The sequence below is a fragment of the Streptomyces sp. NPDC048606 genome (assembly GCF_040650855.1).
GTDB lineage: Bacteria > Actinomycetota > Actinomycetes > Streptomycetales > Streptomycetaceae > Streptomyces.
In genome coordinates, this window is sequence record NZ_JBEZIB010000022.1 from 115,468 (window position 1) to 139,268 (window position 23,801).

The 23,801-nt window shown below is 73.0% G+C and carries 23 protein-coding genes and 1 pseudogene; 12 read left to right on the forward strand and 12 right to left on the reverse strand.

Features of this window, described 5'->3' with window-relative positions; all coding sequences use genetic code 11:
- Nucleotides 1-139 precede the first annotated feature (139 nt).
- The 4 genes from AB0D01_RS23765 to AB0D01_RS23780 form a co-directional block, all read right to left on the reverse strand.
- The gene (locus AB0D01_RS23765; RefSeq protein WP_363058391.1) at nucleotides 140-1,114 is read right to left on the reverse strand and encodes an endonuclease/exonuclease/phosphatase family protein; all 975 of its coding nucleotides are present in this window, start codon (nucleotides 1,112-1,114) and stop codon (nucleotides 140-142) included.
- 317 nt (nucleotides 1,115-1,431) lie between these two features.
- Nucleotides 1,432-2,664: an MAB_1171c family putative transporter gene (locus AB0D01_RS23770; RefSeq protein ID WP_363058393.1), complete on the reverse strand. Its 1,233-nt coding sequence runs from the start codon at nucleotides 2,662-2,664 to the stop codon at nucleotides 1,432-1,434.
- A gap of 2 nt (nucleotides 2,665-2,666) precedes the next feature.
- Entirely contained in the window at nucleotides 2,667-3,068 is a 402-nt protein-coding gene (locus tag AB0D01_RS23775) for a toxin-antitoxin system, toxin component (protein ID WP_363058395.1), read from the reverse strand.
- A gap of 305 nt (nucleotides 3,069-3,373) precedes the next feature.
- Nucleotides 3,374-4,090, reverse strand: coding sequence for a hypothetical protein (locus AB0D01_RS23780; RefSeq protein ID WP_363058397.1), 717 nt, complete (start codon nucleotides 4,088-4,090; stop codon nucleotides 3,374-3,376).
- Between the two features lie 468 nt (nucleotides 4,091-4,558).
- On the opposite strand from AB0D01_RS23780, the gene AB0D01_RS23785 reads away from it, so the two are divergent.
- Nucleotides 4,559-5,146, forward strand: coding sequence for a hypothetical protein (locus tag AB0D01_RS23785; RefSeq protein ID WP_363058399.1), 588 nt, complete (start codon nucleotides 4,559-4,561; stop codon nucleotides 5,144-5,146).
- Between the two features lie 129 nt (nucleotides 5,147-5,275).
- A complete protein-coding gene (locus AB0D01_RS23790; protein ID WP_363058401.1) occupies nucleotides 5,276-5,746 on the forward strand; it encodes a hypothetical protein in 471 nt (156 codons plus the stop codon).
- A gap of 63 nt (nucleotides 5,747-5,809) precedes the next feature.
- Here AB0D01_RS23790 and AB0D01_RS23795 read toward each other — a convergent pair whose 3' ends face one another.
- From AB0D01_RS23795 to AB0D01_RS23810, 4 genes are all read right to left on the reverse strand, one after another.
- Entirely contained in the window at nucleotides 5,810-7,141 is a 1,332-nt protein-coding gene (locus AB0D01_RS23795; protein WP_363058403.1) for a serine hydrolase domain-containing protein, read from the reverse strand.
- Between the two features lie 140 nt (nucleotides 7,142-7,281).
- On the reverse strand, nucleotides 7,282-8,097 hold the full coding sequence (locus AB0D01_RS23800) for an alpha/beta hydrolase (protein WP_363058405.1): 816 nt from the start codon (nucleotides 8,095-8,097) through the stop codon (nucleotides 7,282-7,284).
- 152 nt (nucleotides 8,098-8,249) lie between these two features.
- Nucleotides 8,250-8,453 carry a hypothetical protein gene (locus tag AB0D01_RS23805; protein ID WP_363058407.1) on the reverse strand — a complete coding sequence of 68 codons (204 nt, stop codon included), beginning with the start codon at nucleotides 8,451-8,453 and terminating at the stop codon, nucleotides 8,250-8,252.
- A 189-nt stretch (nucleotides 8,454-8,642) separates the two neighbouring features.
- Nucleotides 8,643-8,855, reverse strand: a complete 213-nt coding sequence (locus tag AB0D01_RS23810) for a DUF4287 domain-containing protein (protein ID WP_363058409.1) — start codon at nucleotides 8,853-8,855, stop codon at nucleotides 8,643-8,645.
- 213 nt (nucleotides 8,856-9,068) lie between these two features.
- Between AB0D01_RS23810 and AB0D01_RS23815 the strand changes: the two genes are divergently transcribed.
- The 3 genes from AB0D01_RS23815 (at nucleotide 9,069) to AB0D01_RS23825 (ending at nucleotide 11,790) form a co-directional block, all read left to right on the forward strand.
- A complete protein-coding gene (locus AB0D01_RS23815) occupies nucleotides 9,069-9,692 on the forward strand; it encodes a TetR/AcrR family transcriptional regulator (RefSeq protein ID WP_363058411.1) in 624 nt (207 codons plus the stop codon).
- A 100-nt stretch (nucleotides 9,693-9,792) separates the two neighbouring features.
- A complete protein-coding gene (locus AB0D01_RS23820; RefSeq protein ID WP_363058413.1) occupies nucleotides 9,793-10,197 on the forward strand; it encodes a hypothetical protein in 405 nt (134 codons plus the stop codon).
- Nucleotides 10,198-10,308: 111 nt separating this feature from the next.
- Complete coding sequence (locus AB0D01_RS23825; RefSeq protein ID WP_363058415.1) at nucleotides 10,309-11,790, forward strand: FAD-dependent oxidoreductase; 1,482 nt, start codon at nucleotides 10,309-10,311, stop codon at nucleotides 11,788-11,790.
- On the opposite strand, the pseudogene AB0D01_RS23830 reads toward AB0D01_RS23825, so the two are convergent.
- Nucleotides 11,754-12,659, reverse strand: a pseudogene (locus tag AB0D01_RS23830) (virginiamycin B lyase); the annotation flags it as partial. The gene AB0D01_RS23825 and the pseudogene AB0D01_RS23830 sit on opposite strands and share 37 nt — an antisense overlap.
- 32 nt (nucleotides 12,660-12,691) lie before the next feature.
- Nucleotides 12,692-14,347 (reverse strand): ABC-F family ATP-binding cassette domain-containing protein, encoded by a 1,656-nt coding sequence (locus AB0D01_RS23835; RefSeq protein WP_363058417.1) that lies wholly within the window; start codon nucleotides 14,345-14,347, stop codon nucleotides 12,692-12,694.
- Nucleotides 14,348-14,469: 122 nt separating this feature from the next.
- Between AB0D01_RS23835 and AB0D01_RS23840 the strand changes: the two genes are divergently transcribed.
- Both AB0D01_RS23840 and AB0D01_RS23845 read left to right on the forward strand, forming a co-directional pair.
- Nucleotides 14,470-15,222 carry a TetR/AcrR family transcriptional regulator gene (locus tag AB0D01_RS23840; RefSeq protein ID WP_363058419.1) on the forward strand — a complete coding sequence of 251 codons (753 nt, stop codon included), beginning with the start codon at nucleotides 14,470-14,472 and terminating at the stop codon, nucleotides 15,220-15,222.
- Nucleotides 15,223-15,326: 104 nt separating this feature from the next.
- On the forward strand, nucleotides 15,327-16,715 hold the full coding sequence (locus AB0D01_RS23845; protein WP_363058421.1) for a TerD family protein: 1,389 nt from the start codon (nucleotides 15,327-15,329) through the stop codon (nucleotides 16,713-16,715).
- Nucleotides 16,716-16,781: 66 nt separating this feature from the next.
- On the opposite strand, the gene AB0D01_RS23850 is transcribed toward AB0D01_RS23845, so the two are convergent.
- Together AB0D01_RS23850 and AB0D01_RS23855 are read right to left on the reverse strand one after the other, a co-directional pair.
- The gene (locus AB0D01_RS23850) at nucleotides 16,782-18,455 is read right to left on the reverse strand and encodes an amidohydrolase (RefSeq protein ID WP_363058423.1); all 1,674 of its coding nucleotides are present in this window, start codon (nucleotides 18,453-18,455) and stop codon (nucleotides 16,782-16,784) included.
- A 152-nt stretch (nucleotides 18,456-18,607) separates the two neighbouring features.
- Nucleotides 18,608-20,107, reverse strand: coding sequence for an APC family permease (locus tag AB0D01_RS23855; protein ID WP_363058425.1), 1,500 nt, complete (start codon nucleotides 20,105-20,107; stop codon nucleotides 18,608-18,610).
- A gap of 134 nt (nucleotides 20,108-20,241) precedes the next feature.
- Here AB0D01_RS23855 and AB0D01_RS23860 point away from each other — a divergent pair, with 134 nt between their 5' ends.
- The 5 genes from AB0D01_RS23860 (at nucleotide 20,242) to AB0D01_RS23880 (ending at nucleotide 23,708) form a co-directional block, all read left to right on the forward strand.
- Nucleotides 20,242-20,988 carry a TetR/AcrR family transcriptional regulator C-terminal domain-containing protein gene (locus tag AB0D01_RS23860; RefSeq protein ID WP_363058427.1) on the forward strand — a complete coding sequence of 249 codons (747 nt, stop codon included), beginning with the start codon at nucleotides 20,242-20,244 and terminating at the stop codon, nucleotides 20,986-20,988.
- 130 nt (nucleotides 20,989-21,118) lie between these two features.
- Nucleotides 21,119-21,361, forward strand: coding sequence for a protealysin inhibitor emfourin (locus AB0D01_RS23865; protein WP_363058429.1), 243 nt, complete (start codon nucleotides 21,119-21,121; stop codon nucleotides 21,359-21,361).
- 144 nt (nucleotides 21,362-21,505) lie between these two features.
- Entirely contained in the window at nucleotides 21,506-22,546 is a 1,041-nt protein-coding gene (locus AB0D01_RS23870) for a vWA domain-containing protein (RefSeq protein ID WP_363058431.1), read from the forward strand.
- 260 nt (nucleotides 22,547-22,806) lie between these two features.
- Nucleotides 22,807-23,376 carry an RNA polymerase sigma factor gene (locus tag AB0D01_RS23875; RefSeq protein ID WP_363058433.1) on the forward strand — a complete coding sequence of 190 codons (570 nt, stop codon included), beginning with the start codon at nucleotides 22,807-22,809 and terminating at the stop codon, nucleotides 23,374-23,376.
- Complete coding sequence (locus AB0D01_RS23880) at nucleotides 23,373-23,708, forward strand: hypothetical protein (protein ID WP_363058435.1); 336 nt, start codon at nucleotides 23,373-23,375, stop codon at nucleotides 23,706-23,708. The genes AB0D01_RS23875 and AB0D01_RS23880 overlap by 4 nt, the downstream gene beginning before the upstream one ends.
- Nucleotides 23,709-23,801 lie beyond the last annotated feature (93 nt).

Sequence of the window (23,801 nt, forward strand, 5' to 3'; positions counted from 1 at the left end):
CGGAACCCGCCCGCCGACTCCTGAAGGGGGTGGAGTCGACGGGCGGGAGCGGGGGAACGGCCGTACGCCAGAGCGTGGCGGCCAGGGCGACGATCCTTCGGAGTTCACCCGGGGGATCGGTGGCGTCCGCGCCGTCCGCTCACCGGCCGAGGCCCACGCTCTCGACGAGGAACCGGTGGTCCGAGGCGGGGGTTTCGGTCACCGTGCACCAGCGCGGGCTCTCGCTGCTGAAGAGGTAGTCGAGCTTCGCGGGGGTCGGGTTGTACGTCGGTCGTCCGACGCGCGCCGTGCCGCTCTGGTCGCACTCCCGGTAGCCGGGAGTGCCCGGTCCGGTGGAGTAGAGGCCCGCGGGCCAGGCGGCCTTGCCGCCCGTCGGGTCCTCCGGGGGACGGGAGTTGAAGTCCCCGCCGAACACCACGCGGGGGAAGGTCCGCACGACGTCCCTGATCTGCGCGTACTGCTCGTCGCGCAGGTCCTGCGTGGGGTCGTGGGGGTTGGCGCCGACCCGTGTCGCGTGCACGCTGCACAGGCGGACGTCGCGCAGGGTGGCGGTGGCGCACTGGAACGGGGTCTGCTGGCCCTGCTCCGGCTGGACGACCGGGTACTTCCGGGCGTCCGTCAGCGCGCCCCTGGCGACGATGGCCGTGCCGACCCGGTCGGCGCGGCCGCCGTCGTCCTCCCCGCAGCGGCTCTTCCACGTACGGCGCTCGCCGCCCACGAACTGGGCCCACTCGTACTGCTCGAAGCTCTTGCTCCAGCCCGGTCCCAGCCGGGTCATCAGCAGCGCGAGGTCGTCCTCGCAGACCTCTTGGAGCAGTACGGCCTCGACGCGGTTGCGCGCGACCTGGTCGGTGACGACCTTCACCTTCATCTCGGGGGTGACGGCGAGGTCGCAGTTGTACGTCGCCCGGCGGGGGCCGCACATGTTCCACGACATGACCTGCAGGGTGTCGGGGAAGTCCTCGACGGCGTAGGGCATGGCGTCGTCCGTGCCGGCGGCGGTGACCGCTGCCGGCTGGGCGGCGAGGGCCGTCGCCCCCGCTCCGGCGAGTCCGAGGCCCGCCGCCAGGGCGATCAGGCTCCGGCGCGCCCGGTTGTGGCCTGTCCGTGTCACTGCGCTTCCTTCGGCTCGATGGGGGCTGATGTTTCCCGCCTGCGAGCACCCTAGATCCGGAGCCTCCTACAAATCAACTCGCATTGACTAGTAATCAACGACAGTTGATTGACCGGCTGCGAGCGACTAGCGTCTGCGTGAACGGGCCACGAACGCCGGAACTCCGCGGAGGGCCGGAACGAGGCCCTCGGGACCCGGTCCCGGCAGGACGCGGAGCCGGCGAGAGGCCCCACGGGGGTGGGCCCCCTCGCCGGCACGCGGCCACGTACCGAGGCACCGGGTCCGTCCGACACGCCCGCCCCCACAGGCCTACGCGTTCACGCCCACGCCCGCCACCACGGACGCCTTCCGGGTACGACCGGCAACGCCCGGGAGATCGACACGAGGAGATCCCTGTCCACCGCTTCCGCGGCCCGCACGGCTTCCGTCGCGAGATCGCCCGCTCCCGCCGAGGACGGCGCCTCGCGACCCCGCGCTTCGACCGCCGCCGCGAACATGGCCGCGAGACCCGCCGCCACCGCTTCGCACTCGCCCGCTCCCCGGGCCCTACTCTCCCGGTGGGCGCGCTCGCGTACGGCGTCCGAGCAGTGGCCGCCCAGTTCGAGCATCCAGTCGTGGATGGTGGTCATCCGGTAGAGCAGCACCTGTTCGGGTCCCGCACCCCACGACGGGGGAAGGAACATCCGACGCCCGGAGTTGAGACCGGACCCGCGGACCAGGCGCCACAGCGGCCGCAGGGCCGTGAGCGCGCGCAGGGGGCGCCAGACCCGGTCGATCAGCCCGGGCCCGTAGGCGGGCACGAGGAGGCCGACACCGATCATCATGCCACTGGCCGAGATGAACTGCGGCAGGCCCTCGTTCAGAGCGTCCCAGTTCCTGCCGGTCCAACGGGCGACGATCGAGGTCAGCTTGAACAGCCCGAAGATGACGTTGCCCATCGCCCCGAGGACGAGCACCAGCAGCCCGACCCGCAAGGACTGGTCGGCCGCCGTCCGCGGACCAGGGATGGCGGCGGCCTTCCTCCCGATGTCGAGCATCCAGTTCCAGCACAGCGCGGTGGTGGCCACGCCGGCCATGACGTACGCGCACAGGTAGAGCACGACCATCTCGCCGATGAACGGGGTGGTCGCGTAGTAGGTGTCGAAGTCCCACGGCCGCTCCACGGGGACGTCGCCCTGGGAGAACAGGCCCACGAGGGCCGCGATCACCACGCCGCAGCCGACCTTCCACCGCCGTACGCGCCGACGCGTGCGGGCCGGGTCGCCCGCGTCCGCCCGCCAGAGGTCCAGCAGGATGAGGGACGCGCACGCGTAGGCCGTCATGACGCAGTGGACGAGGAGGGCGGAGAGGTTGCTGACGCCGGTGATCCGGTTCACCGCGGTGATGGTGGGCGGTGCCGCGAGGAGGAACGCCGCACAGGGCAGGGCCAGCAGGGCGTTCACCGCCCGGACCGTCGGATCGCGCCACCCCCGCAGCAGGGTGGGCAGCTTCACGAGCAGGGCCAGGCCCAGCACCGAGGCGGGAACGTAGTAGTTGACGCCGTCACGCATGGTCAGCGCCCCAGGGCCGCCCTGATGCGGCCGACCAGCGCGTCGGGCGGTGTACTGCTGCGCGCGCCGAGCAGGAAGGGCAGGAACTTGGCGGCCAACAGCCGTCCGAACCGCTCGGCCCGGCGCTCCTCCTCCAGGTCGTAGTCGGTGCGCGCGCTGACGTGCGCCACCGCTTCCTCCAGGTCCCACCGGTCGCCGAGCATGCGGGCCGCGGCCGCGACGGCCCGATCGGTTCCCTTCGCACCGTGGGTGCCGAGGCTCGCCTCCTTGCGGTGCCACAACTCGTGTCCGAGTATCACCATCTGATGGAGCGGCAGGGTGTTCTTCTCCACCGCGACGACCTCGTGGTCGCCCAGGTCGAGCCACAATCCGCTGACGGTTCGAGGGGGGAACGGCTCCAGCATGAGACGCACTTCACGCCCGCCGGTCTCCGTCAAATGGGCGCAGACCGACCGCATGAGTTCATGCGGGCTCTGCGCGACCGGTCGTATCGCTCCCGCGAAAAGCTCATCGCGATGACGCTTCATCGTGCGGGATATCACTATTTCGTCCCACATGTCTTTCCCCACCCAGACGCAGGCCAGGCCCGCACGGCGCTCTTGACCCCGTTGCCGTGCGCGCGTTCTGTCAGTTCATATCACTGACGGACGCGAGGGTGGGAATGCGCGACGGCCCCCGACCGGACCGCCGTCGGGGCTCTGACCTCAGATTATGCGCCCGCGCCGGGCGGGTTCTCGCGTGCGCGCTCCTCGCGCGAGCGGCGGGCGATGGACTCGATGAGGGCGATGATGGGCTGCGCGGTGTCGTCCGGCACGTCGGCCAGGGCGCGCGCGGCGTAGGCGACGACGCCGAGATCGGAGCCCTCGGATCCCTCGGCGCCGGCGCTGCGGAGGCGGCGGATGTCCTCGTCCTGGCGCGCCACCGTCCGCTCCAGGAGGTCCTTGTGGATCAGCTGGAGCACCCGGTCGAGGGCCTCGGCCGGCTCGGCGACGAGGAACTCGATGCTTTCCCCGAAGAATCCCGCGATGCCGGCGGCGTGGTCGAGGTTGGGGGCCTTGCCGGTCTTGATCATCTTGTCGAGCCACTGGGCGCTCGTGCCCGCGCCGGCCGCGATCTCGGCCAGCGAGTACGCGCGCCGGCCGCCGTCGGGCGCGGAGCGCAGGCGCGTACGGCGCAGGAAGACGATCCGGGACACCACGCGGCGATGGCGCTCCTCCGTCGCGTCCGCCCCGCCTTCGCCCCCCTGGGGCAGCGGCTCGCCGCCCAGCAGGGCCCGCACGTGCTCGACGGGCAGCCCCGAGGCGTAGGAGAGGCCGCCTTCGCCCTCCACGCGCAACACGTCTCGGCTTTCGAGGCCGGCACCGTCGAGCAGGGCGGTGATCCTCTGCGCGGTCCTCACCGGGTCCGCGACGATCCCCTCGCTCATGCCCCTCCCCCTCTCGATGCCGACGTGCGCCGACGAAATGGTCAATGGTTGAACGTCTCACAGTAGCCATGCCCCAACGGGACCAGCAACCAAAGATGACATACGTCAGCTCAAATTGATGATCGGGGCCAATCGGCCCCGGCCCTCCCCGCCCTGCCGATACCCGGTGATGCACACCCGTATCGGTTGAAACCCCTCCGCATGACGCTGCCGTCCCGCCCCTGCGGATACGGCGAACCGGGCATACTCGTCCCGGAGTTCCGGGTGCTCCCCAGGCGCGCTCCACCACGCCCCCGATCGCGGGGTACCGGCCGTCCACCACCGACACGCAGGCCCTCGGGTCCGTGTCGCATGTCATCTGTCATCTGTCATCGACTCGACTCCCCTTCGGTCGTCGCCCCCGGGGCGTCGTCCCCCTCGGGGCAAGGAGATGGAAAAGTGCGTTTCTCGCGTACGCGTGTCACACCCGTGGCGATAGCCATCGGAGCGGGTGGGGCGGTGGGTGTGCTCGGCGCCCTCGCGGCCAAGTTCGACGGTCCCCTCCCCCACGTCGTGAACCTCGTCTTCGCCGGCGGTTGGTCCTGGGCCTGCCTCGCCTTCCTGATCGGCTTCTCGCGCCGGTCGAAGGTCGAGGCCTCCTGGCTGCCCCCCGCGGCGCTGCTCGTCGGCGTGGTGGTCTACTACACGCTCAAGGCCCTGAGCCCCGTGGCACCGATCGGGGTCCACGTCACCGGCGAAGTGACCGCGACGGTGTCCTGGGCGGGGATCGTGTTCTGGGGAATGGCGGCCCTGCTGTTCGGCGCGCCGGTGGGACTGTGCGGGAACCTGGCGCGCGATCCCGGCATCGCCGGCCTGCCGTTCCGGCTCCTGATCCCGCTGATCGCCTACCTCGAAACCTCCTGGCGCGCGGAGGGCGAAGGCGCCACAGCGGGGCGGTTCGCGGAGCTGACCTGGCAGACGATCGGCGTCCTCGCCGCCGTGTCCGCCGTCGCGATCGTCGCTCACACGGTGTGGAAGTGGAGCCGGCGCCTCAGGACCACCACCGGCCGCCCCTGACCGACCCGTCCGCCCGATACGGCCCCGTGGGGCCGGGGCGCGTACGCGGCGCCTCGCACCCCTCGGACGCCGCGCGCCCCTCGGACGCCTCGAACGTCTCGGATTCGGGTGATCCGGCACAATGGCGCCGTGGGTTCTCCTATCGAGATATTCAGACTGTTCGCCTACCGGCCCTGCGGGCACGAGCTGTTGGTCCGTGTGACCCGGCCCGGGGCGCCCAACTGGAATCAGGTGGCGCTGGACGCCGCCGACCGGATCGCGGACGAGGCCACCGACCGGCTCCGACTGGGGTGGGAACAAGGGCACCTGCGGGCGGAGTGCCCGCATCCCCACACGTCCGCCCTGATGGGCGAGTCGCAGGACTTCCCCGTCGGAGAGGAACTCCACGGGCCGGGGGGCCGTCGCCTCGAGGTCTGGACGGCCCGAACGAACCACGGCGCGCCGTGGGTGGTCCTCGGGACCGCTCCGAGCGAAGCGGAGTTCCGCCAAGAGGTCAGCGAGGACTCCGAATTCACGTCCACGAGGGTCGTGGGGCCTGTCGAACTGCATCAGGTCTACTTCCTCGCCGAAGAGGAGGACCCCTCGGACGCGCAGCCCTGAGGCGGCCGGGGAGGCCCCGCTCGTCCACCGGGTGGTGGACGGGCGGGCGGTGCCTTCCGGGGTTCAGCCCAGGGACGCGGCGGTGGGGCGGGGGCGACGGTCGGTCGGGCCCCCGCCCTCGCGCAGGAGTGAGTCGGCGAGCTCGCCGGAGCGCTCGCCGGGGGCGGTGCGGGACGGGGTAGCGCCGCAGAACTCCGCTTCGATGACGTCGACGTAGAGCGAACCGTTCGAAAGCCAGTCCCCGTTGACGTTGAAGGTCAGCTGGTGGTCCCCGTCCCGGGTCCCGACCATCGCGGACAGCGAGCCGTTCGTCCGTCCGCTCTTGCCGACGACCTGCACGCCGCAGGACAGCGTCGCGAACTCCACGCCGAGCCCGAAGCCGAACCCGTCGCCCGCCGGCACCTCGTCGAGCATCTGCCTCATCTGCGCGGGAGGCAGCAGTTCGCCGCGCATCAGGGCGCGTTGGAAGCGGTTGAGGTCCGCGCCCGTGGAGATGACGTCGCCGGCGGCGCCGAGCCAGGTCATGTTCTGTTCGGTCGCGTCGTGGATCGGGGCGTCGGGCTCGGTGCGGTGGAGGCGGGAGTAGCCGACGGGGTGCGGTGCGGGCATCCGCGGCGAGGTGCCGGGGAAGGAGGTCTCGCGCAGCTTCAGCGGGCGCAGGACGCGCCGCGTGACCTCGTCGGCGTACGTGCGGCCGGTCGCCCTCTCGATGACCATGCCGGCGATGACGAAATTGGTGTTCGAGTACGACGGCGTCCGCTCGGGCCCGGGTCGCGCCGGGTGGCGGAGGGCGATCGCGACGAGTTCCTCGGGGGTGTGGGTGTCGTGGCGGTGCTCCGGGAAGCCGGGGCCGGCCGCGTCGTGGATGAAGGCGGGGTCGTCGGTGTAGTTGGCGATCCCGCTGGTGTGGTTGAGCAGTTGGCGCAGGGTGACCGTGGTGCCGTCGTAGCCGTTCCCGCGCAGCAGGCCGGGCAGCCACCTCTCCACGGTGTCGTCCATGCGCAGTCTTCCCTCGGCCTCCAGTTGCAGGAGGACCGTCGCGATGAACGTCTTGGTGATGCTGGCGCCGCGGAAGTGGTCACCGGACGAGCGCGCGCGGCCGGTGGTCGTGTCTGCGTGGCCGGCCGCGGCGAACCACCGGGCCCTGCCGTCCTGGGTGTGCGCGGCGACCCCGGGCAGGCCGCCCTCCTCCACGAGGGCCCTCAGGGCCGCGCGGGTCGCGTCGTGCCCGCGTCCCGCGCCCCCGGATTCGGCGGCCGAGGCGGACGTGGGGGCGGGTGTGGGCGCGGTGACGGACGCGGTGGCGGCGTTCGCGGTCGGCGTGAGCAGGGCCGCGCCGACGGCGGCGGCCAGGGTCAGCGCGAGCGAGGCGGTACGTAAGGGCCGCTGCTTCATGGGTGGGGCCTCCGGGCACTGTCGGGGGCACCGATCGTGCCCCTGTACCCGGTGAGACTCCCGACGGACGCCCGGGGTTGATCGACAGATCGGCCCTGCCGCTCCCCTCCTGATCCCGCGTCGGAGGCGCGGGAGCGGGGTCAGAGCGCGGCGAGGAAGGACCGGACGGCGTCGTGGACGCCCTCGGGATCGCGGAGCTGGAGGAAGTGGTCGGCGTCCAGGGCGGCGTACGTGGTGTGCGGACGGCGGGCGGTCATGTCGGCGGCGTGTTCCGCGGTGAGGACCTGGCTGGACGTGCCGGCCAGGAGGAGGGCGGGGCAGTCGGTGGCGAGCCACTGGCGCCAGTGGTCGCCGTGGACGGCGTTCTCGGAGGTGACGGTGTCCTGCGGGTGGAACGGCAGGCGCCAACCGCCCTGCGGCAGCGGGCGCGGGCCGCCGCCGAGCATCGGGGCCACCGGGCCGAGGGCGGCCACGAGTTCCTCGCGCGTCCCGGCCGTGTACGGGAGGGCGAGGACGAAGGACAGCGGGCTCACGTCCGCGGCGGGGATGTGGGCGGCGGTGTCGAGGTCGATCAACGCGTCCACCCGCTCGGGGAGTTCGGCCGCCAGGTGGATGGCGTTGACCGCGCCGAGGGAGTGGCCCAGCACGGCGAACCGGTCCAGTTCCAGGTGGTCGACGAGGGCGCGGAGGTCGGCCACGTAGCCGGCCCGGGTGTACTCGGGGGCGCGGTCGGAGTCCCCGTGGCCGCGCTGGTCGGGGGCGATGACCCGCCACGCGGGGCCGAGGGCGGCGGCCAGGGCGGTGAAGGAGGCGCCCTCGGAGAGGTGGCCGTGCAGGGCGAGCAGCGGGCGGCCGGCGCCGCCGAAGTCCAGGTAGGACAGGGCGCGCCCGTCGATGTCCAGGGTGGCGCGGGCGGGTCGGGTGGTCTGCGTGGGGGTGGTGGACGCGGCGTTCATGGCGGACTCCTCGTGGGTCGACGGGGCGGTCGGCCTGGTCGGCCGCGCCCACGCCAGAACCATACACACGTATATGACGGTTGTTCAATACGTCTGTATAGATCGAGGGTCGCGGGAGTTCACGGCCTCACCTCCGGAGTGCCGGCGGCGCCTCAACGCGCGTTTCGTTCCGCGGCGGCGTGCCACCAGCCGGGCGGGCTCTGGCCGGTGACCTCGGAGCTCGGTTGGTCGGGGTGGAGGCCGAGCCGACGGAGGGCCTCGGAGTCGACCCGGACCGTGAACCAGCCGTGCCAGTGCCCGTCCGGGCCGATGCCGCAGGCCAGGTCGAAGTGGACCTCGTGCGGGGCGAAGGGCATCCAGTCGATGCCCCGCTCACGCAGTCAAGCCCGCGCGGCGGCCATCGGGTGCGGGCGGCCGGAGGTGTTCTCGTAGCAGGCGATGGTCGTCCGGTCGTGCGGCGCGGGAGTGCTCATGGCGGCCATGATGCCCGTTCGGCGGCGCGTGGCGTGCGCGAAGCACGTGCCGCAAGGCGCGATCCGCCGGGGTCAGCCGCCGGCGCGTTCGGCGAGGGTGTGGGCCACCAGGGCGTTGGCGTGCCCGTGGCCAAGTCCGTGGTCGGCCTTGAGCCAGGCGACGAGTTCCATGTGCCTGGTCAGGGGCGATGTGCGGATCAGGTCCTTCCACTCCTCGATCGGCCGGCCGTACTTCTGCTCGATCGACGGGAAGTAGCTCGCGGGGCCCTTCGGCTGTGCGGTCATGGCGGATCGTCCTGTCTGTCGGGGTGTCGGTGCCTGTCGGCCTGCGGGGTGGGCGTGGGACGTGCTCGTGCGCATCGGCCCGGCCGCGCCGACGCGAAGGTCCAGAAGAACAGAACTGGACTGTCCAGTACTGCGGAACTGGACGGTACAGTACCCAATGAGAAACTGGACTGTCCAGTACTGTCAGTCGGGAACACGTGAGGAGAGCGGAGCATGGAAGCGAACGAACCCGTGGGTCGATCGGCCCGCAAGCACCAGGCGATCATGGAGGCCGCGACCGCGGTGTTCATGTCCAAGGGCTACGCGGGAACGAGCATGGACGACATCGCCAAGCTGGCCGCCGTGTCCAAGCAGACGGTGTACAAGCACTTCTCGGACAAGGAGAAGCTGTTCGCCGAGATCGTCCTGGCGACCACCGACCGGGTCGACGCCATGATCAACCTGGTGTCCGACGTCCCCGCCGACGCGGAAGCCCTGGAGGAGAACCTGCTCCGGCTGGCCCGGCAGTTCCTCACCGCCCTCACCCAACCCCAGGTGCTCCAACTGCGGCGCCTGATCATCGCCAACGCCGACACCTTCCCGGACCTGGGCGCCACCTGGTACGAGCAGGGCTTCGAGCGGGTCCTGGCGGGGCTGGCCGGCACCTTCCGCCACCTCGCCGACCGGGGTCTGCTGCGGATCGACGACCCCCTCCTGGCCGCGAACCACTTCTCCGGCCTGCTGCTGTGGATCCCGGTGAACAAGGCCATGTTCCACGGGAGCCCCCAGCACACCCCGGCCGAGCTGGAGGACTACGCGCGGGCCGGCGTCCGCGCCTTCCTCGCCGCCTACCGCTGACTCCGCGTGAGGCCCACGCGCCGCCGCGCCATGCCTCGCCGCGCGTCCACCGGTGCGGCCGCTCGACGGGGGCGCGGGGCCGGCGGAGGATGGGACCGTGATGACGGTCCTGGTGGTCGGCGTACCCGAAGGCGAGGAACTGGAGCTGCTCCAGTCGCGGATCCAGCGCAACCCGCACTTCCGGGTCATCTCCCACGCCCACGGCTCGGAGGTGGCCCTGGCGCACGCCCGCGTGCTGCTGCCCGACATCACCCTGCTGTCGCTGGCGGGCGGCCTCGGCGACGACGCCGCGGCGCGGGCCGTCTTCGACGGTGTGCGCGCCCTGGACCCGCCGAGCGGGGTGGTGCTGCACGCGCGGGCCACGGCGGCGCACGTCGCGCTGACCGGCCTGGCGGTCGACGGGGCGGTCCACGTCGTCCGCGCGGGTGACGAGGAGGGGCTGATGCGCGCCCTGCGGACGATCGGCCTGCGCAGGTCCACCTGCGATCCGGACGAGATGCCCTGATCCCCGACCGCCCGCCGGGCCACGGCCGGTGACGGACCGGGACGCTCGACGGCCCGAGCGAAGATCATCGGGTAGTAGGATCGCCCCGCAACACGACGTGAAGGGGAGTTCATGGCGCGGGTTGCGGTGATCGGCGGGGGAATCGGCGGGCTGGGGACGGCGCTCATGGCGGCGCGACGGGGCCACGCGGTCACGTTGTTCGAGCAGGACGCGCGGCAGGCCGGGGACGACCTGGAGCGGGACTTCTTCCACTGGCCCAGGCCGCGGACCCCGCAGGCCGTCCAACCCCATTCGTTCCTCGCCCCGGTACGCACCGTGCTGCGCGAGGAGGCGCCCGACGTCCACGCCGACCTGCTGGCGCGCGGGGCCCGCGAATACCACGACTTCGACTGGTTCGAGCGGCGTCCGCCGCACCGCGACGGCGACGAGGACCTGGTGACCCTGCGCACCCGCCGCATCGTGCTGGAGGCCGCGTTGGCCTCGGCCGTGCGCCGCGAACGCACCGTGGAGGTGCGTCGGGGGGACCGCGTGGACGGGCTCGTCCTCGCCGAGGGCCGTCCTCCCCGGGTGACCGGGGTACGGGTGGGCGCGCGGACGTACGCGGCGGACCTCGTCGTCGACGCCGCGGGGCGCCGTTCGCCGGTTCCCGCCTGGCTGATCGCGGCGGGCTGTCGCCCGCCGGTGGTGGAAAGCCACCGCGCCGGGATCGCCTACCTGTGCCGCTGGTACCGGCTGCGCGCCGACGGCCCCCGCGACCCCGGGAAGGTGAAGACGGGCTCGGCGGCGCCGTTCGCGCTCGCCGGGGTCTTCCCGTCCGACAACGACGTCTTCGCGGTGCACCTGGTGCTCTCCACGGCCGATCCGACGCGCGGCGCCCTCCTCGACCCCGCCGTGTTCGAGGCCGCCGCACGCACCTTCCCCGCCAGTGCCGCCTGGCTCGACCTGGCCCCCGAACCGCTCTCGGGCGTCCTGGCGATGGCCGGGCTGGACAACCGTTGGACCTCGCTCCGCGACGGCGAGGGACCCGTCGTCACCGGGTTGGTCAACGCCGGGGACAGCATCCTGCACACCAACCCCACCCTGGGCCACGGAGCGGCCCTCGGGCTGCGCGCCGCACGGCACGTCGCCGCGCACGTCGAGGAGATCGCGGCGGATCCGGACGCGTACCACGCCTGGACGGAAAAGGCCCTGCGACCGTGGTTCGACGCACAGGTGAAGGCCGATCAGGGCAACGAGCGGCGCCTCGCCGAGAGTGCGGCGCCGCCCACCGACCGACGGGCCGCGGCGCTGGGCGCCTGCGCCTTCGACGATCCGGTCGTCATGAGGGCGCGGGCCCTGGTGCGCCACCTCGTGCTCCCGGCCGACGAGGCCTACGGCACCGAGGAGGTCGAGCGCCACGTCACCGCCTGGTTGGCCGCCCACCCGGAGTTCGCGCCGACGCACGACGGACCGACCCGTGATCAGTGGGAGGCCCTCGTCGCCGCGGCGTCCGCCCCCGCGACGTCCGTCGCCGCGGCGTCCGTCCCCGTGGCGTCCGTCCCCGTGGCGTCCGTCCCCAGCCGCAGGACGTCACCGCGTTCCAGCGCCGTGTAGAGGGCTCCGTCCGGGCCGAAGGCCAGGCCGTGGGGCTCGCAGTCGGACGCGGGCAGCGGGTACCGCGTCAGTTCTCCGACGACGGTGAGCCGCGACACGTGGGAGGCGGCCCATTCCGTGAACCACAGGGCCCCGTCCGGCCCCGCCGCGATGGCGTGCGGCCGGCATCCGGGGTCGGGCAGCGGGAAGCCCGTGGTCTCCCCCGACGTCGTGATCCGGCCGATCCGGCCCGCGCCGATCTCCGTGAACCACAGGGACCCGTCCGGCCCGGCGGCGATCCCGACCGGTCCGGCCGGCGGGTCGGGCAGGGGGTGGACGGTGACCTCGCCCGAGGTCGTGATCCGGCCGATGGCGTGGGCCTGGTTGAGGGTGAACCACAGGGCCCCGTCACCGCCCGTCGTGATCATGGAGGGGTAGGAGCCGGCCGGTACCGGGAGCGCGAACTCGCGGACGGAGCCGTCCGGTTCCATCCGGCCGATCCGGTCGGCGTTCAGCTCGGTGAACCACAGGGCGCCGTCCGGCCCGGTGGTGATCCCGTACGGTCCGCCGCCGATCGTGGGGACGGGGTACGAACTCGTGGTGCCGTCGGTGGTGATCCGGCCGACGCGGTGGTCCCGCATGCGGGTGAACCAGAGCGCTCCGTCGGGGCCGGCGGTGATCTGCGCGGGTCCGCAGTCCGCCGAGTCGAGGGGGAACTCGGTGACGGGTGTCGGCCCGTCGGGGTCGAGGCGGGCGATCCGCCCGGTGTGGACGAGGGTGCACCACAGGGCGCCGTCGGGCCCGGTGGTGAGGGCGTACGGGCCGGAGGCGGGGTCGGCCACGGGGAAGGACCGGAAGGTGGTGGGCTCGGAAAACGGGTCGCGGGGCACGGTGTCCTTTCGGTGGTGCGGGAGGGAGGTGGTCAGGCCGCGGCCGGCGCGTGCCGGTCCGCCGGCACGAGGTCCAGCCGGCTCGCCCGCCACCGCGAGCGCAGCATGCGGTCGTGGCTGACGACGACCACCGCGCCGGGGAAGTCGGCGAGCGCGGCCTCCAGTTCCTCCACCAGCGCGGGGCCGAGGTGGTTGGTGGGCTCGTCCAGGAGCAGGACGTCGTACGGTTCGCTCAGCAGCCGGGCCAGGGCCAGGCGCTGTCGCTGCCCGGCGGACAGCGCGCCCACCGGCAGGTGCGTCCGGTCGGCTGCGAACAGGCCCAGGGAGAGCAGCTGTTCGGCGTGCTCCTCGGGGTCGCCGGGGCGGCCGTGTCCGAAGGCGGCCAGGAGGCTGCGGTCCGCGGGGCCGTGGTCGGGCGACTGGCTCAGCCGGCCGATCCGGCCGCGGCGTACGAGCCGGCCGCGGGTCGGGGTCCCGGGGTGCGGGCCCTCGTCGGCGAGGAGCGCCAGCAGGGTGCTCTTGCCGGCCCCGTTGGGCCCGCCGACGAGCAGCCGGTCCCCGGCGCACAGGGTCAGGTCGACCGGTGCCAGTCGTCCGGGGACCTCCAGGGCGGTGGCCGAGACCAGCGTTCCCCGGGTCCGGCCCGCCCGCGGGGTGGTGGTGAAGCGCAGCGGCTCGGGCGGTGCGGGGACGGGGTGGGCGAGCAGGCGCTCCAGTCGTTCCCCGGCCTGGCGGACGCGTCCGGCGACGGATTGTTGGACCCGCCCGGCCGCCCGGTCGTAGGCCATCTTGTTGCCGTCCTTGCGGGCCCGGCCCGGAGCCACCCTGCGGGCGCCGCCGGCCGCGCGCTCGCGCAGGGCCTCGACCTCCTCACGCCAGGCGGCGTGCGCCTCGACGCGGCGCAGGCGGGCGGCGGCGCGTTCCGTCAGGTATCCGGCGTAGCCGTTGCCGTAGCGCACGACTCGGTGGGTGTCGCCGTCCACCTCCAGCAGGGTGTCGGCGACGCGTTCGAGGAAGACCCGGTCGTGGGAGACGGTGACCGTGGTTCCGGTGCGGGCGCGCAGGTGGTCTTCGAGCCAGCGCAGGGCTTCGTGGTCGAGGTGGTTGGTGGGTTCGTCCAGCAGCAGCACCTCGGGCGCGGCGGCGAGCAGGGCCGCGAGCCGCAGCCGGACGCGTTCGCCGCCCGAGAGGGCGTCGACGGTGCGTCGGCGGGGGACGCGGACCAGGCCGAGTCCGTGCAGGGCGCGCTCGACGCGCGCGTCTGCCTCGTAGCCGCCGCGGAGTTCGTAGCCGGTCCGCAGGTCGGCGTAGGCGGTGAGCAGGGCGGGGTCGGTCTCGGCGGCGCCTTCGGCCATGCGCTGTTCGAGCCTTCGCAACTCGGCTTCGATCGAGCGGAGTTCGGCGAGGGCGCGGTCGATGACCTGCTGGACGGTCAGCCGTCCGGGCAGTTCCTCCTCCTGGGCGAGGTAGCCGATGCCGCCGTCGGCGCGGGCGATGATCCGCCCCCGGTCCGGGTGTTCGGCGCCGGCGAGCAGGCGGAGCAGGGTCGACTTGCCGGAGCCGTTCTCCCCGACGATGCCGATGCGGCCGCCGGGCGGGAGGGCGCAGGTGACGGAGTCGAGGACGAGCCGACCGTCGTAGGCCTTGGTGACGTCAAGCGCGGTGAGCTGTGCGGTGGTCGCGGTCATACGGGGACTCCTGGAGGGTGGCGGGGGCGGCGGGTGCGGGGAGGGGGGCGCGGGCGGCGGACGGGACGCGGAGGAACATCGTGAACTCCTTATAGCGACGACTGTTGCGTTAAGATGGTGCCATGATCATGACTCCGGACGCAAGCGATCCTTCGAGCCGACCCGCCGACACCGGACCCGACCGCGACCACGCCCCCGCCCCCGACTCCGATGGCCGCCCGCACTCCGCGACCGCCCCGGACGGACCCGCCGGCCCCCGGCGGCGGACCGGAGGGCGCAGCGCCCGCGTCCGCGCACAGGTCCTGGCGGCCGTCGGAGAGGTCCTGGTGTCCGACGGGTACGACGCGCTCACCGTGGACGCCGTCGCCGAACGGGCCGGGGTGCACCGCACCACCGTCTACCGGCGCTGGCGCGACGTCGGCGGGCTGCTGGCCGACGTACTCGACGCGGCGGCCGACGACACCTGGGAGCCCGCGGACACCGGGTCCCTGGAGGGCGACCTCACCGCCCTCAACCTGGAGGTCTACGAGGCCCTGGACCCCGGCCGCGCCGAGCCGGCGGCCGGCCTCACCACGGCCCTGATCGCCGCGTCGTTCCGCTCCGCCGAGGCCGCCGGCGCGCTGACCCGCTTCTGGGAGGACCGCTACGCCCGCTGCGCACCGGTCGTCGGCAGGGCGGTGGAACGCAGCGAACTCCCCGGGGGTACGAACGCGCGGTCCCTGCTGGTGGCCGCCACGGCCCCGCTCTACCAGGAACTGCTCCTGTTGCGCTCCTCCCCCGACCCCGACCTGCCGCGTCGGGCGGCGCGCGCCGCCGGGGCCGCGGGCGCGGCGGGCGTCTTCGCCGAGGGCTCTCAGGCTCCGCCGCGGCCCTGAAGGGGACGACCTCCGCCGGCCGGGCCGCACGCACCCGTCCCAACTCCCGGGATCCACGGGCCGAATGCTCGACTCACGGCCGACCCGCCTGCGACGATGCGCCCATGACGCAGATCATCAAGGGGGGCAATCTGCCCGTGCCCGGCGGTCCCGTGCGGGTCGCCGTCGTCCGTGGCGCGACCGGGCCCGGTGTGCCCGAGATCGAGACGGCGGCACTGCTGCTGGACGACAGCGGCAAGGTGAGGGACCGCAGCGACCTGGTCTTCTACAACCAGCGCGCGCACTCCACCGGGGCCGTACGGCTCCTGGGCAACGCCCGGGGCGAGGACGGACGGACGGCGGACTGGCTGGAGATCGACCCGGGGCGGGTCGAGCCGGAGGTGGACCGCGTCCTCATCGCGGCGTCCTGCGAGGGCGGCACCTTCGGGGAGGTCCCGGGGCTGTACCTGGAGGCGATCAGCACGGCCACCGGCGAGCGGCTGGTGGTGTACTCCGTCGACGACGATGACGCGACGACCGAGACGGCGTACGTGCTGGGCGAGTTCTACCGCCGGGACGGCGGCTGGAAGTTCCGGGCGGTCGGGCAGGGTTACGACTCCGGGTTGCCGGGGTTGGCCGCGGACTACGGGTTCACGGTGGAGCAGGACGAGGAGGAGCCCGAGGCCGTGGGGGCCGGCGCCCCGCCGCCGGCGCCCGCGCTGCCCGAAGCACCCCCGCCCGCGCCGCCGTTGCCCGGGGAGGCGGCACCGCACCCGGCGGAACCGCACCCGGTGGAGCCGGCCGCCGGCGTCGACCTGCCCGCCGGAACCCCCGTCTCCAAGACCGGCGCTCCCCTGCTGGGCACCCTCACCCGACGGATCAACCACCTCCCCACCGACTTCGGACCGGACTTCCCCTCCGTCTCGTACGAGGGCAAGGGGGAGGACATCGTCCGGTTCGACGCCCCCATACCCGCCGGATTCGTGGTGGTCGAGGTGTCCCGGGTAGGGGAGAGCCTGATCGACCTCACGGCGCTCGACCACCGCAACCGCGACAAGTCCCCCTCTGTGATCCACAGTTGGATGGAGGACTTCACCGGGCGCGGCATCGTCGACCACGACGGGAACGGCCCGCTGCGGCTGCGCGTCAGGGCCAGTGGCGAGTGGCGGATCACCCTCGGCTCGGTGGCGGTGCTGCGCGACCTCTCCGAGCGCCTCGAAGGCGTCGGCCCGGAGGTCCTGGCGTACTCCGGGCCCGCCGTCGACCTCGCCATCAGGCACCGCAACAGCCGCGACGACGCCTGGTTCCGGCTGGAGGGCATCCGGCGCAGCGCCTCGCGCCGGCAGCTGTACACCGGGTACAAGTCGGGGCGGAGCACCGTGGCGCTGACCCGGGGGGCGCGGCTGCTGGTGATCGCGTGCGACAGCCCCTGGTCCATCACCCCGCGCGAGGTCACCCCGCACCACAATCGCAGGGAAGGTGAGGTGCCCCCCTTCTGGAAGCGGTTGCGCTGAGCGGCCCCGCCGCGGTGGCGCCGGACCGTGCGGGCCGGTTCGTGCGGACCGGCGCCACGGGCGGACTCAGTTCGCGGGGAGGTCCTCCGGGCCGTGGACGCGTACGCCGCCGACGTACGTCTGCACGGTGCGGACCGCGTGCAGGTCGGCGGGGGCGACGGCGAAGGGGTCGCGGTCGAGGACCGCGAGGTCGGCGAGCCGGCCGACCGCGAGGACGCCGGCGTCGTCCTGGTGGTTCACCCAGGCCGATCCGGCCGTGTACGCGGCGAGGGCGTCGGTGAGGGCGAGGCGTTGCTCGGGCAGGAACGGGGGGCGCAGGTCGGGTTCGCCCAGTTCCTCGGCCCACACCTGGCGGTTGACGGCGACGTGGATGCCGTGCCACGGGTCCGGGCTGGAGACGAACCAGTCGCTGCCCGCCGCGAGCACCGCGCCGGCGGCGTGCAGGGCGCCGAACGGGTACTGGCGCCGGCCGCGTTCCGCACCGAGGAAGGGCAGGGTGAGTTCGTCCATGGCGGGCTCGTGGGCGGCCCACAGCGGCTGCATGTTGGCGGCGGCGCGCAGGGTGCGAAAGCGCGGGATGTCGTCGGGGTGCACCACCTGGAGGTGGGCCAGGTGGTGGCGCAGGCCGGTGTGGCCGTGTGCCTCGACGGCCGCTTCGAGGGAGTTCAGGGCCTCGCGGACGGCCCTGTCGCCGAGGGCGTGGAAGTGGATCTGGAAGCCGTGGCCGTCGAGGGCGATCACGGCTTCGCGCAGCAGGGCCGGGTCGACCATGGAGATCCCGGCGTTGTCCCCCGGGCAGCCGCAGGAGTCGAGGTAGGGCTCCAGCATGGCGGCGGAGAAGTTCTCCACGACGCCGTCCTGCATGATCTTGACGCTGCCCGCGGTGAAGCGCCTTCCCCGGGCCGCCTTCTCACGGCGGGCGAGCAGGGAGTCGATCTGTTCGAGGCCCCGGTCGCGTTCCCACCAGAGCGCTCCGCGCACACGGGCGGTCAGGGAGCCGTCCGCGTCGCAGGCGAGGTAGGTGTCGAGCGGGTCGGGGAAGCCGGCGTAGGCGCCGACGAGCGCGTCCTGCCAGCCGGTGATGCCGAGCGAGTGCAGCAGTTCCTGGGCGGCGAGGAGCCCGGCGCGGGCCTCGGCGGCCGAGGGCGGGGGTACGAGCGCGCCGACCAGCGTCATGGCGCCCTCGTGCAGGACGCCGGTCGGTTCGCCCGCGGCGTCGCGCTCGACGCGGCCGTCCGCGGGGTCGGGCGTGTGCCGGTCGATCCCGGCCAGGGCGAGGGCGCGGGTGTTGACCCAGGCGGAGTGTCCGTCGCGTACGGGGAAGTAGGCGGGCCGGTCGGGGAGGATGTCGTCGAGCCGGTCGCGGTGAGGCAGTCCGCCGGGGAAGGCGTCGAAGGACCAGCCGCTGCCCTGGATCCACGTGGCCTCGGGCCGGGCCGCGGCGTGGGCGGCGATGGTGGCCCGGTAGTCCCGGTCGGTGCGGCCCGCGCTCAGGTCGCACCCGAGCATCCCGATCCCGGCGATCACCGGGTGGACGTGCGCGTCGGTGAACCCCGGCTGCACGAAACGGCCGCCGAGGTCGACCACCTCGGTGCGGGGGCCGATGTGCGCGCGGACCTCCCGGTCGGTGCCCAGGTCGGTGATCCGGCCGCCGGTGACGGCCAGGGCCGATGCCCGGTGGCGCGCCGGGGAGGCGGTCCAGACGGTGCCGTTGAGGAGTACGAGGTCTGCGTGGCGCATGTGGGTGGGCTCCGGTGGGTGACGATGGGATGGGCGTCGGCGCTGTGACGGTGGGGCGGGGGCGATGGGGCGATGGGGGCGGGGGCGGTGGCGCGGGGGCGGTGGGGGCGGGCGCTTCGACGTCCGCCCCCGCCAGTGCGTGCCGGCGGTGTTCAGCCCCCGGCGGCGGCCGGGGCGGGTGTGGGGGCGGGCTCCGGGGCGAGGGGGGCCGGCGGCTGGGTGAAGTAGGCGGCGCGGCGCCGGAATCGGATCCACAGGGCGGCGGGGACGCCCAGGGCGACCACGGTGAGGGGCAGCGCGGTCAGGAAGCGTCCGTTCTCGGCGTCGAAGGCCAGGTGGTCCACCGAGGTCCACTGTTGGTGGGCCACCAGAGCGCCGAGCAGCAACAGGGCGGTGCCGCCGAGCAGGGGCAGCAGTCCGACGACGAGCGCGTCCCGGATCCGGCCGCGCAGCTCGTGGCGGAAGGTGACCGCGCAGGCGATGCCGCCGACCCCGTACATCAGGGAGACCAGGATGCCGACGGAGTTGACGACGGCGACCACCACCTCGGAGAGCGAGCCGACCGCGAGTCCCGCGAGGGACACGCCGACGGCGAGGGCGGCGATGCGCAGGGTGGAGGTGGCCGGGGTCCCCCACGCGGGGTGGAGCCGGGTCCAGCTCGTGCCCAGGACGCCGTCGCGTCCCATGGCGAGGGTGAGTCGGGCTCCGGCGATGACGCTGGACTGCATGCAGGCGACGGTGGCGAGGAGCATCGCGGCGAGGGCGGCGACCGCGCCGCCCGTCCCGTAGAAGGTGCGGGCCAGTTCGGTGACGCCGGACAGCGGGTCGGCGAGCTGTTCGGGTCTCAGCGCGTGCAGGAAGCCGGTGGCGGAGAAGAGGAAGAAGCCGGTGGTGACCAGGATCGCGATGATTCCGGCGCGGCCCGGGGAGCGGGCGGAGGTCGACTCCTCGACGACGGAGAAGGCGCTCTCCCAGCCCCAGAACATGTACGCCGCCATCACGGTCGCCCCGAGGAGGGTGAGGGTGTCGGGGAAGGCGAAGGGGGAGAACCACGCGGCGGAGACGGGGGCGGCGTCGCCCCGGGCGAAGGCGGTGATCACGATGACGGTGACCACGACGGCGGAGACGCCGAGCAGGAGGCTCTGGACGGCGGTGGCTCCCCTGACCCCGCGCAGGGCGCCGAGCACGATCAGCGCGCTCCACACCAGACCGGTGACGGTGACCGCGACGGGGTCGTCCGGCGGGACGGCCCGGACGCCGGCCTCGGCGAGGAGGCCGAGGGTGAACCGCCCGGCGAGTCCGCCCGCGTAGGACAGGAACAGGATGTTCGTGGCGACCGAGGTCCATCCGGTGAGGTAGCCGGTCCACGGGCCGAGTGCCCTGCGCACCCAGACGTAGGCCGTCCCGCAGTTGGGATCGCGTGCGGCGAGGCGGGCGTAGCCGCCGGAGACGGCCAGGATGGGCAGGGCCGCGAGCAGGAAGGCGGCGGGCATCGCGGTGCCGGCGAGCGCGGCGAGGAAGGCGAGGCCGATGCCGACGCTGACGGTGGGGCTGATGTTGGCCAGCGCGATGACGACGCCGTGCCGGGTGCTGAGGGTCTTCTGGAACGTGCCGGCGGGCGCGTCCCCGTCGGCGGGTCTTCCCTGGTCCATGAGCAGCACTCCTCGGTTCTGGGTGCCCCGCAGACAACCGCTCGCCGCACTATTTTGTCAACGGTGTGGGAAAAACATTCCGGGTCGGCCTCCGGGGCTTGCGGAGCCGCCGTGCGGCCTGGTCTGATCACCCCATGGCAGCACGAGGCAGAGGCCGTCCCCCCAAAGTCGAACTGGACCTGCGGATCATCGTGGACGCCGCCCTCGCGCTCACCGACGACGAGGGCGCGACCGCGCTCAGCGTGCGCCGGCTCGCCGCCAGACTCGGGGTCGATCCCTCCGCCCTGTACCGCCACGTCAGGGACAAGGACGAACTCCACCTGGCCCTGGCCGACCGCCTCTTCGAGGAGACGCTGACGGGGTTCCGGCCCGCGCGGGACTGGCGGCGGACGCTGCGCGACCTCGCGGTGCGCACGCGCGAGGTCGCCCTGCGCCATCCCGGCGCGGCGGTCCTGGCCACCTACCGCACCACCCGGCGCCCCGCCGAGATGCGGATCGTGGAGCACATCCTCGCGGCCTTCGGCCGGGCCGGCTGCTCCCCCGCGCTGGCCGCCGTCCTGCACCGGGTCTACGGGGACTTCGCCCTGGCCTGGGCCGGGATGGACGCGGCGTTCGAGACCCTGGACGGGGCCGCCCGGACGGGTGACGAGCAGGCCTGGACCCGCGAGTACCCGGCGGCCGACCCCGTCGCCTTCCCGGCCATCGCCCGCAGCGTGTCCCACATGGCGAAGCTGGACGGGACGACGGTCTTCCTGGCCGCACTGGACACCCTGCTGGACGGACTCGCGGCGCGGATCGCGGCGGAGGCCCGGGCAGGGTCCGCGACCGCGGCGGGGTCCGGGGCCGGGGTCCTCGCCGACGGCGGCCGGGTGGACCCGTAGGGCGCCGTTTTTCGGACAGACGTGACGCCGGGGGCCCGGGGCCCCGGTGGCGGGCCGCCGTTCGGGGCATCCGCGTCGGTGGCTGCGACCCCGCAGACCGGACGACCCGTCAGAACAGGGAGGAAGCGCCATGCTGATCACGGTCACCCGCTCCGGAGGCTTCACCGGTCACCAGAAGCTCCGCGCGCTCGACACCGCGGGCCGCGCGGACGCGGCGGCGCTGGAGGCACTCGCACAGCGCGCCGTCGCCCCCGCGGCCGACGGCTTCCACTACCGGATCACCGTCGACGACGAGGTGCTCGACCTGCGGGACCCCGCCCTCACCGACGCCCAACGGGCCCTGATCCGCACCGTCCTCGACGAAGGCGCCTGACCGCACCGGACGACGCCGGACCACACCGGACCGCGCCGCATCACGCCCGGCTCCGCACCCGCGCCGGCCGGGCGCGGAGTCGGGATCGATTGTCAGTGGTGGGTGAGAAGGTGGGAACATCCAAACGGAAACAGGGGGATGTTCATGTCCGGTAGCCAGAATTTCATCAATCACGTCGCGCTCGTCCTGGACGCGAGTTCCTCGATGTCGCACCTGAACGGAAAGGTCGTGGAGGTCGCGGACCAGCAGATCGAATATCTGGCCCGCCGTTCCCGGGAATTGGACCAGGAAACCCGCGTCACCGTCTACGTCTTCGCCGACACGGTGGAATGCGTCATCTACGACAAGGACGTGCTGCGCATGCCGTCCCTCAGGCAGCTGTACCGGGTCGGCGGGATGACGGCGCTGCTGGCGGCCACCCTGAAGTCGCAGCGGGAGCTCGCGCAGACGGCGCAACTGTACGGCGACCACAGCTTCCTGACGTTCGTGCTGACCGACGGGCAGGAGAACGCCAGTCACCGCTGCCCGGACGCGCCGGCCACGGACCCGGGCGCGCTGGTGCGGGCGGTGGCCGAGATGATCGAGACGCAGGAGGACAACTGGACGCTGGCCGTCCTCGTCCCGGACCAGATGGGCAAGCGCGAAGCCACCCAGTTCGGTTTCCCGAAGGACAACATCGCCATCTGGGACGCCACGAGCACCCGGGGTCTCGAAGAGGCCGGTCAGGTCATCAAGGAAGCCACCGAGAAATTCATGGTGGGCCGCACCAAGGGAATCCGCGGATCGCGCGCCGTTTTCTCCACCGGCGCGCAGGCGGTCAACAGCGACACCATCAAGGCGGCGGGCCTCACGCCCGTGAATCCGTCGGAATACCGACTGGTTCCCGTCACCCGCGAGGCGGCCATTCGCGAGTGGGTCGTCGAGAGCGGGAACACCTTCCGCAACGGTGGCGCCTTCTACCAGCTCGGCAAGTCGGAGAAGATCCAGGCCCGGAAGCAGATCGCGGTGTTGGAGAAGAAGACGGACCGCGTGTACACCGGCCCGGAGGCGCGCGCCCTGCTCGGTCTGCCGGACGCGGAGGTCCGCGTCAAGCCGGATCACAACGACGAGTTCACGATCTTCGTGCAGAGCACGAGCGTGAACCGCAAGCTCCTCCCGAACACGCGGGTCCTGCTGATGCTCTGAGTCCGACGGGCCGCGCTCTCGCTCTCGCCGTAGGATCCGTGAATCCTTTTCGCCGTCCCCCGCCTCTTGTACCTGAACCGGACGCGCAGGCGTCGGTCGACACGAGGAGGAACGAAGCATGACGGTCGCGATCATCGCCGTGGTCGGTGCCCTGTTGGTCTGCGTCTGCACCGTGACGCTGCTCAAGCGCAGGGGCCGGGGCCGTGGTTGATCCGCACAGGTCATCCACCACGACGATCCGCCGGATACGGGCAGGGAGCATGAACCGAAGCCACCGTTGGCCGGACGAGCAGCTGATCAAGGCGGCTCAGGACGGCAACATCACCTCGCTGACCACCGTGGTCATGGAGTCGCAACCCCATGTGCGCAAGTTCGCGCTGTCGTTGTGCGCCACGCCGCAGGACGCGGAGGACGCCGCGCAGGAGGCGCTGATCATCCTCTACCGGAAGATCGGTACGCTCCGCGCCTCCGGCGCCCTGGCCTCCTGGATGTTCCGCATCGTGCGCAACGAATGCCTGCGGCACCTCAGGCTGCTCGCCTCGGGGCCGGTCGTGGGGGAACCGGAGGGCGAGACCGCGCCCTCGGCGGAGAGTTCGGTCCTGCGGCGGCTGGAGGCCGAGCGGGTCGCCGTCGCGGTCGGCGCCCTGCCCCGCGACCAACGACAGGTGCTGATCATGAGGGACATCCAGGGGTACCCGGGGCGTCTGGTCGCCCGCTCGCTCGGTCTGAGCGACGCGGCCATGAAGTCCAGGCTGCACCGGGCCCGGGCGGCGCTGCGGCAGGCGCTCGCGGCGGGCGACGGCGCGACCGAAGGGGGGACGGCGGCATGAGGACCCTCACGCGAGCGACCGGGAAGGCGGCGGAACCGGGCGCTTCGCTGCGGACGGGATCCCAGTTCGCCAGCGCCTCCGTCCCGCGCCACCTGGTGCGCGGCGCCCTCGGCTTCGGGCTCCTGATCGGCTCGATCGCCCTGGTGCCCTTCGCCGGACCCGCCACGCTGGTGGCCGCACCGCTCGGTTTCGTCGCCCTCCGCGGCTGCCCGACCTGCTGGGTGATCGGCCTCGTGCAGACCGTCTCCCGGGGCCGTCTGGAACGCAGCTGTGAGGACGGGGTGTGCACCCTGACGCGTCCGGTCGCCGCCGGCGGCGCGCCTCCCGCTTAGACATCATCTCATTTGGCGAGTCTGCGGTAGCAGATGAGAGTGCAGGCGAGGCTGGTGAAGGCGAGGAAGTGCTCGGCCTTGCGTTCGTAGCGG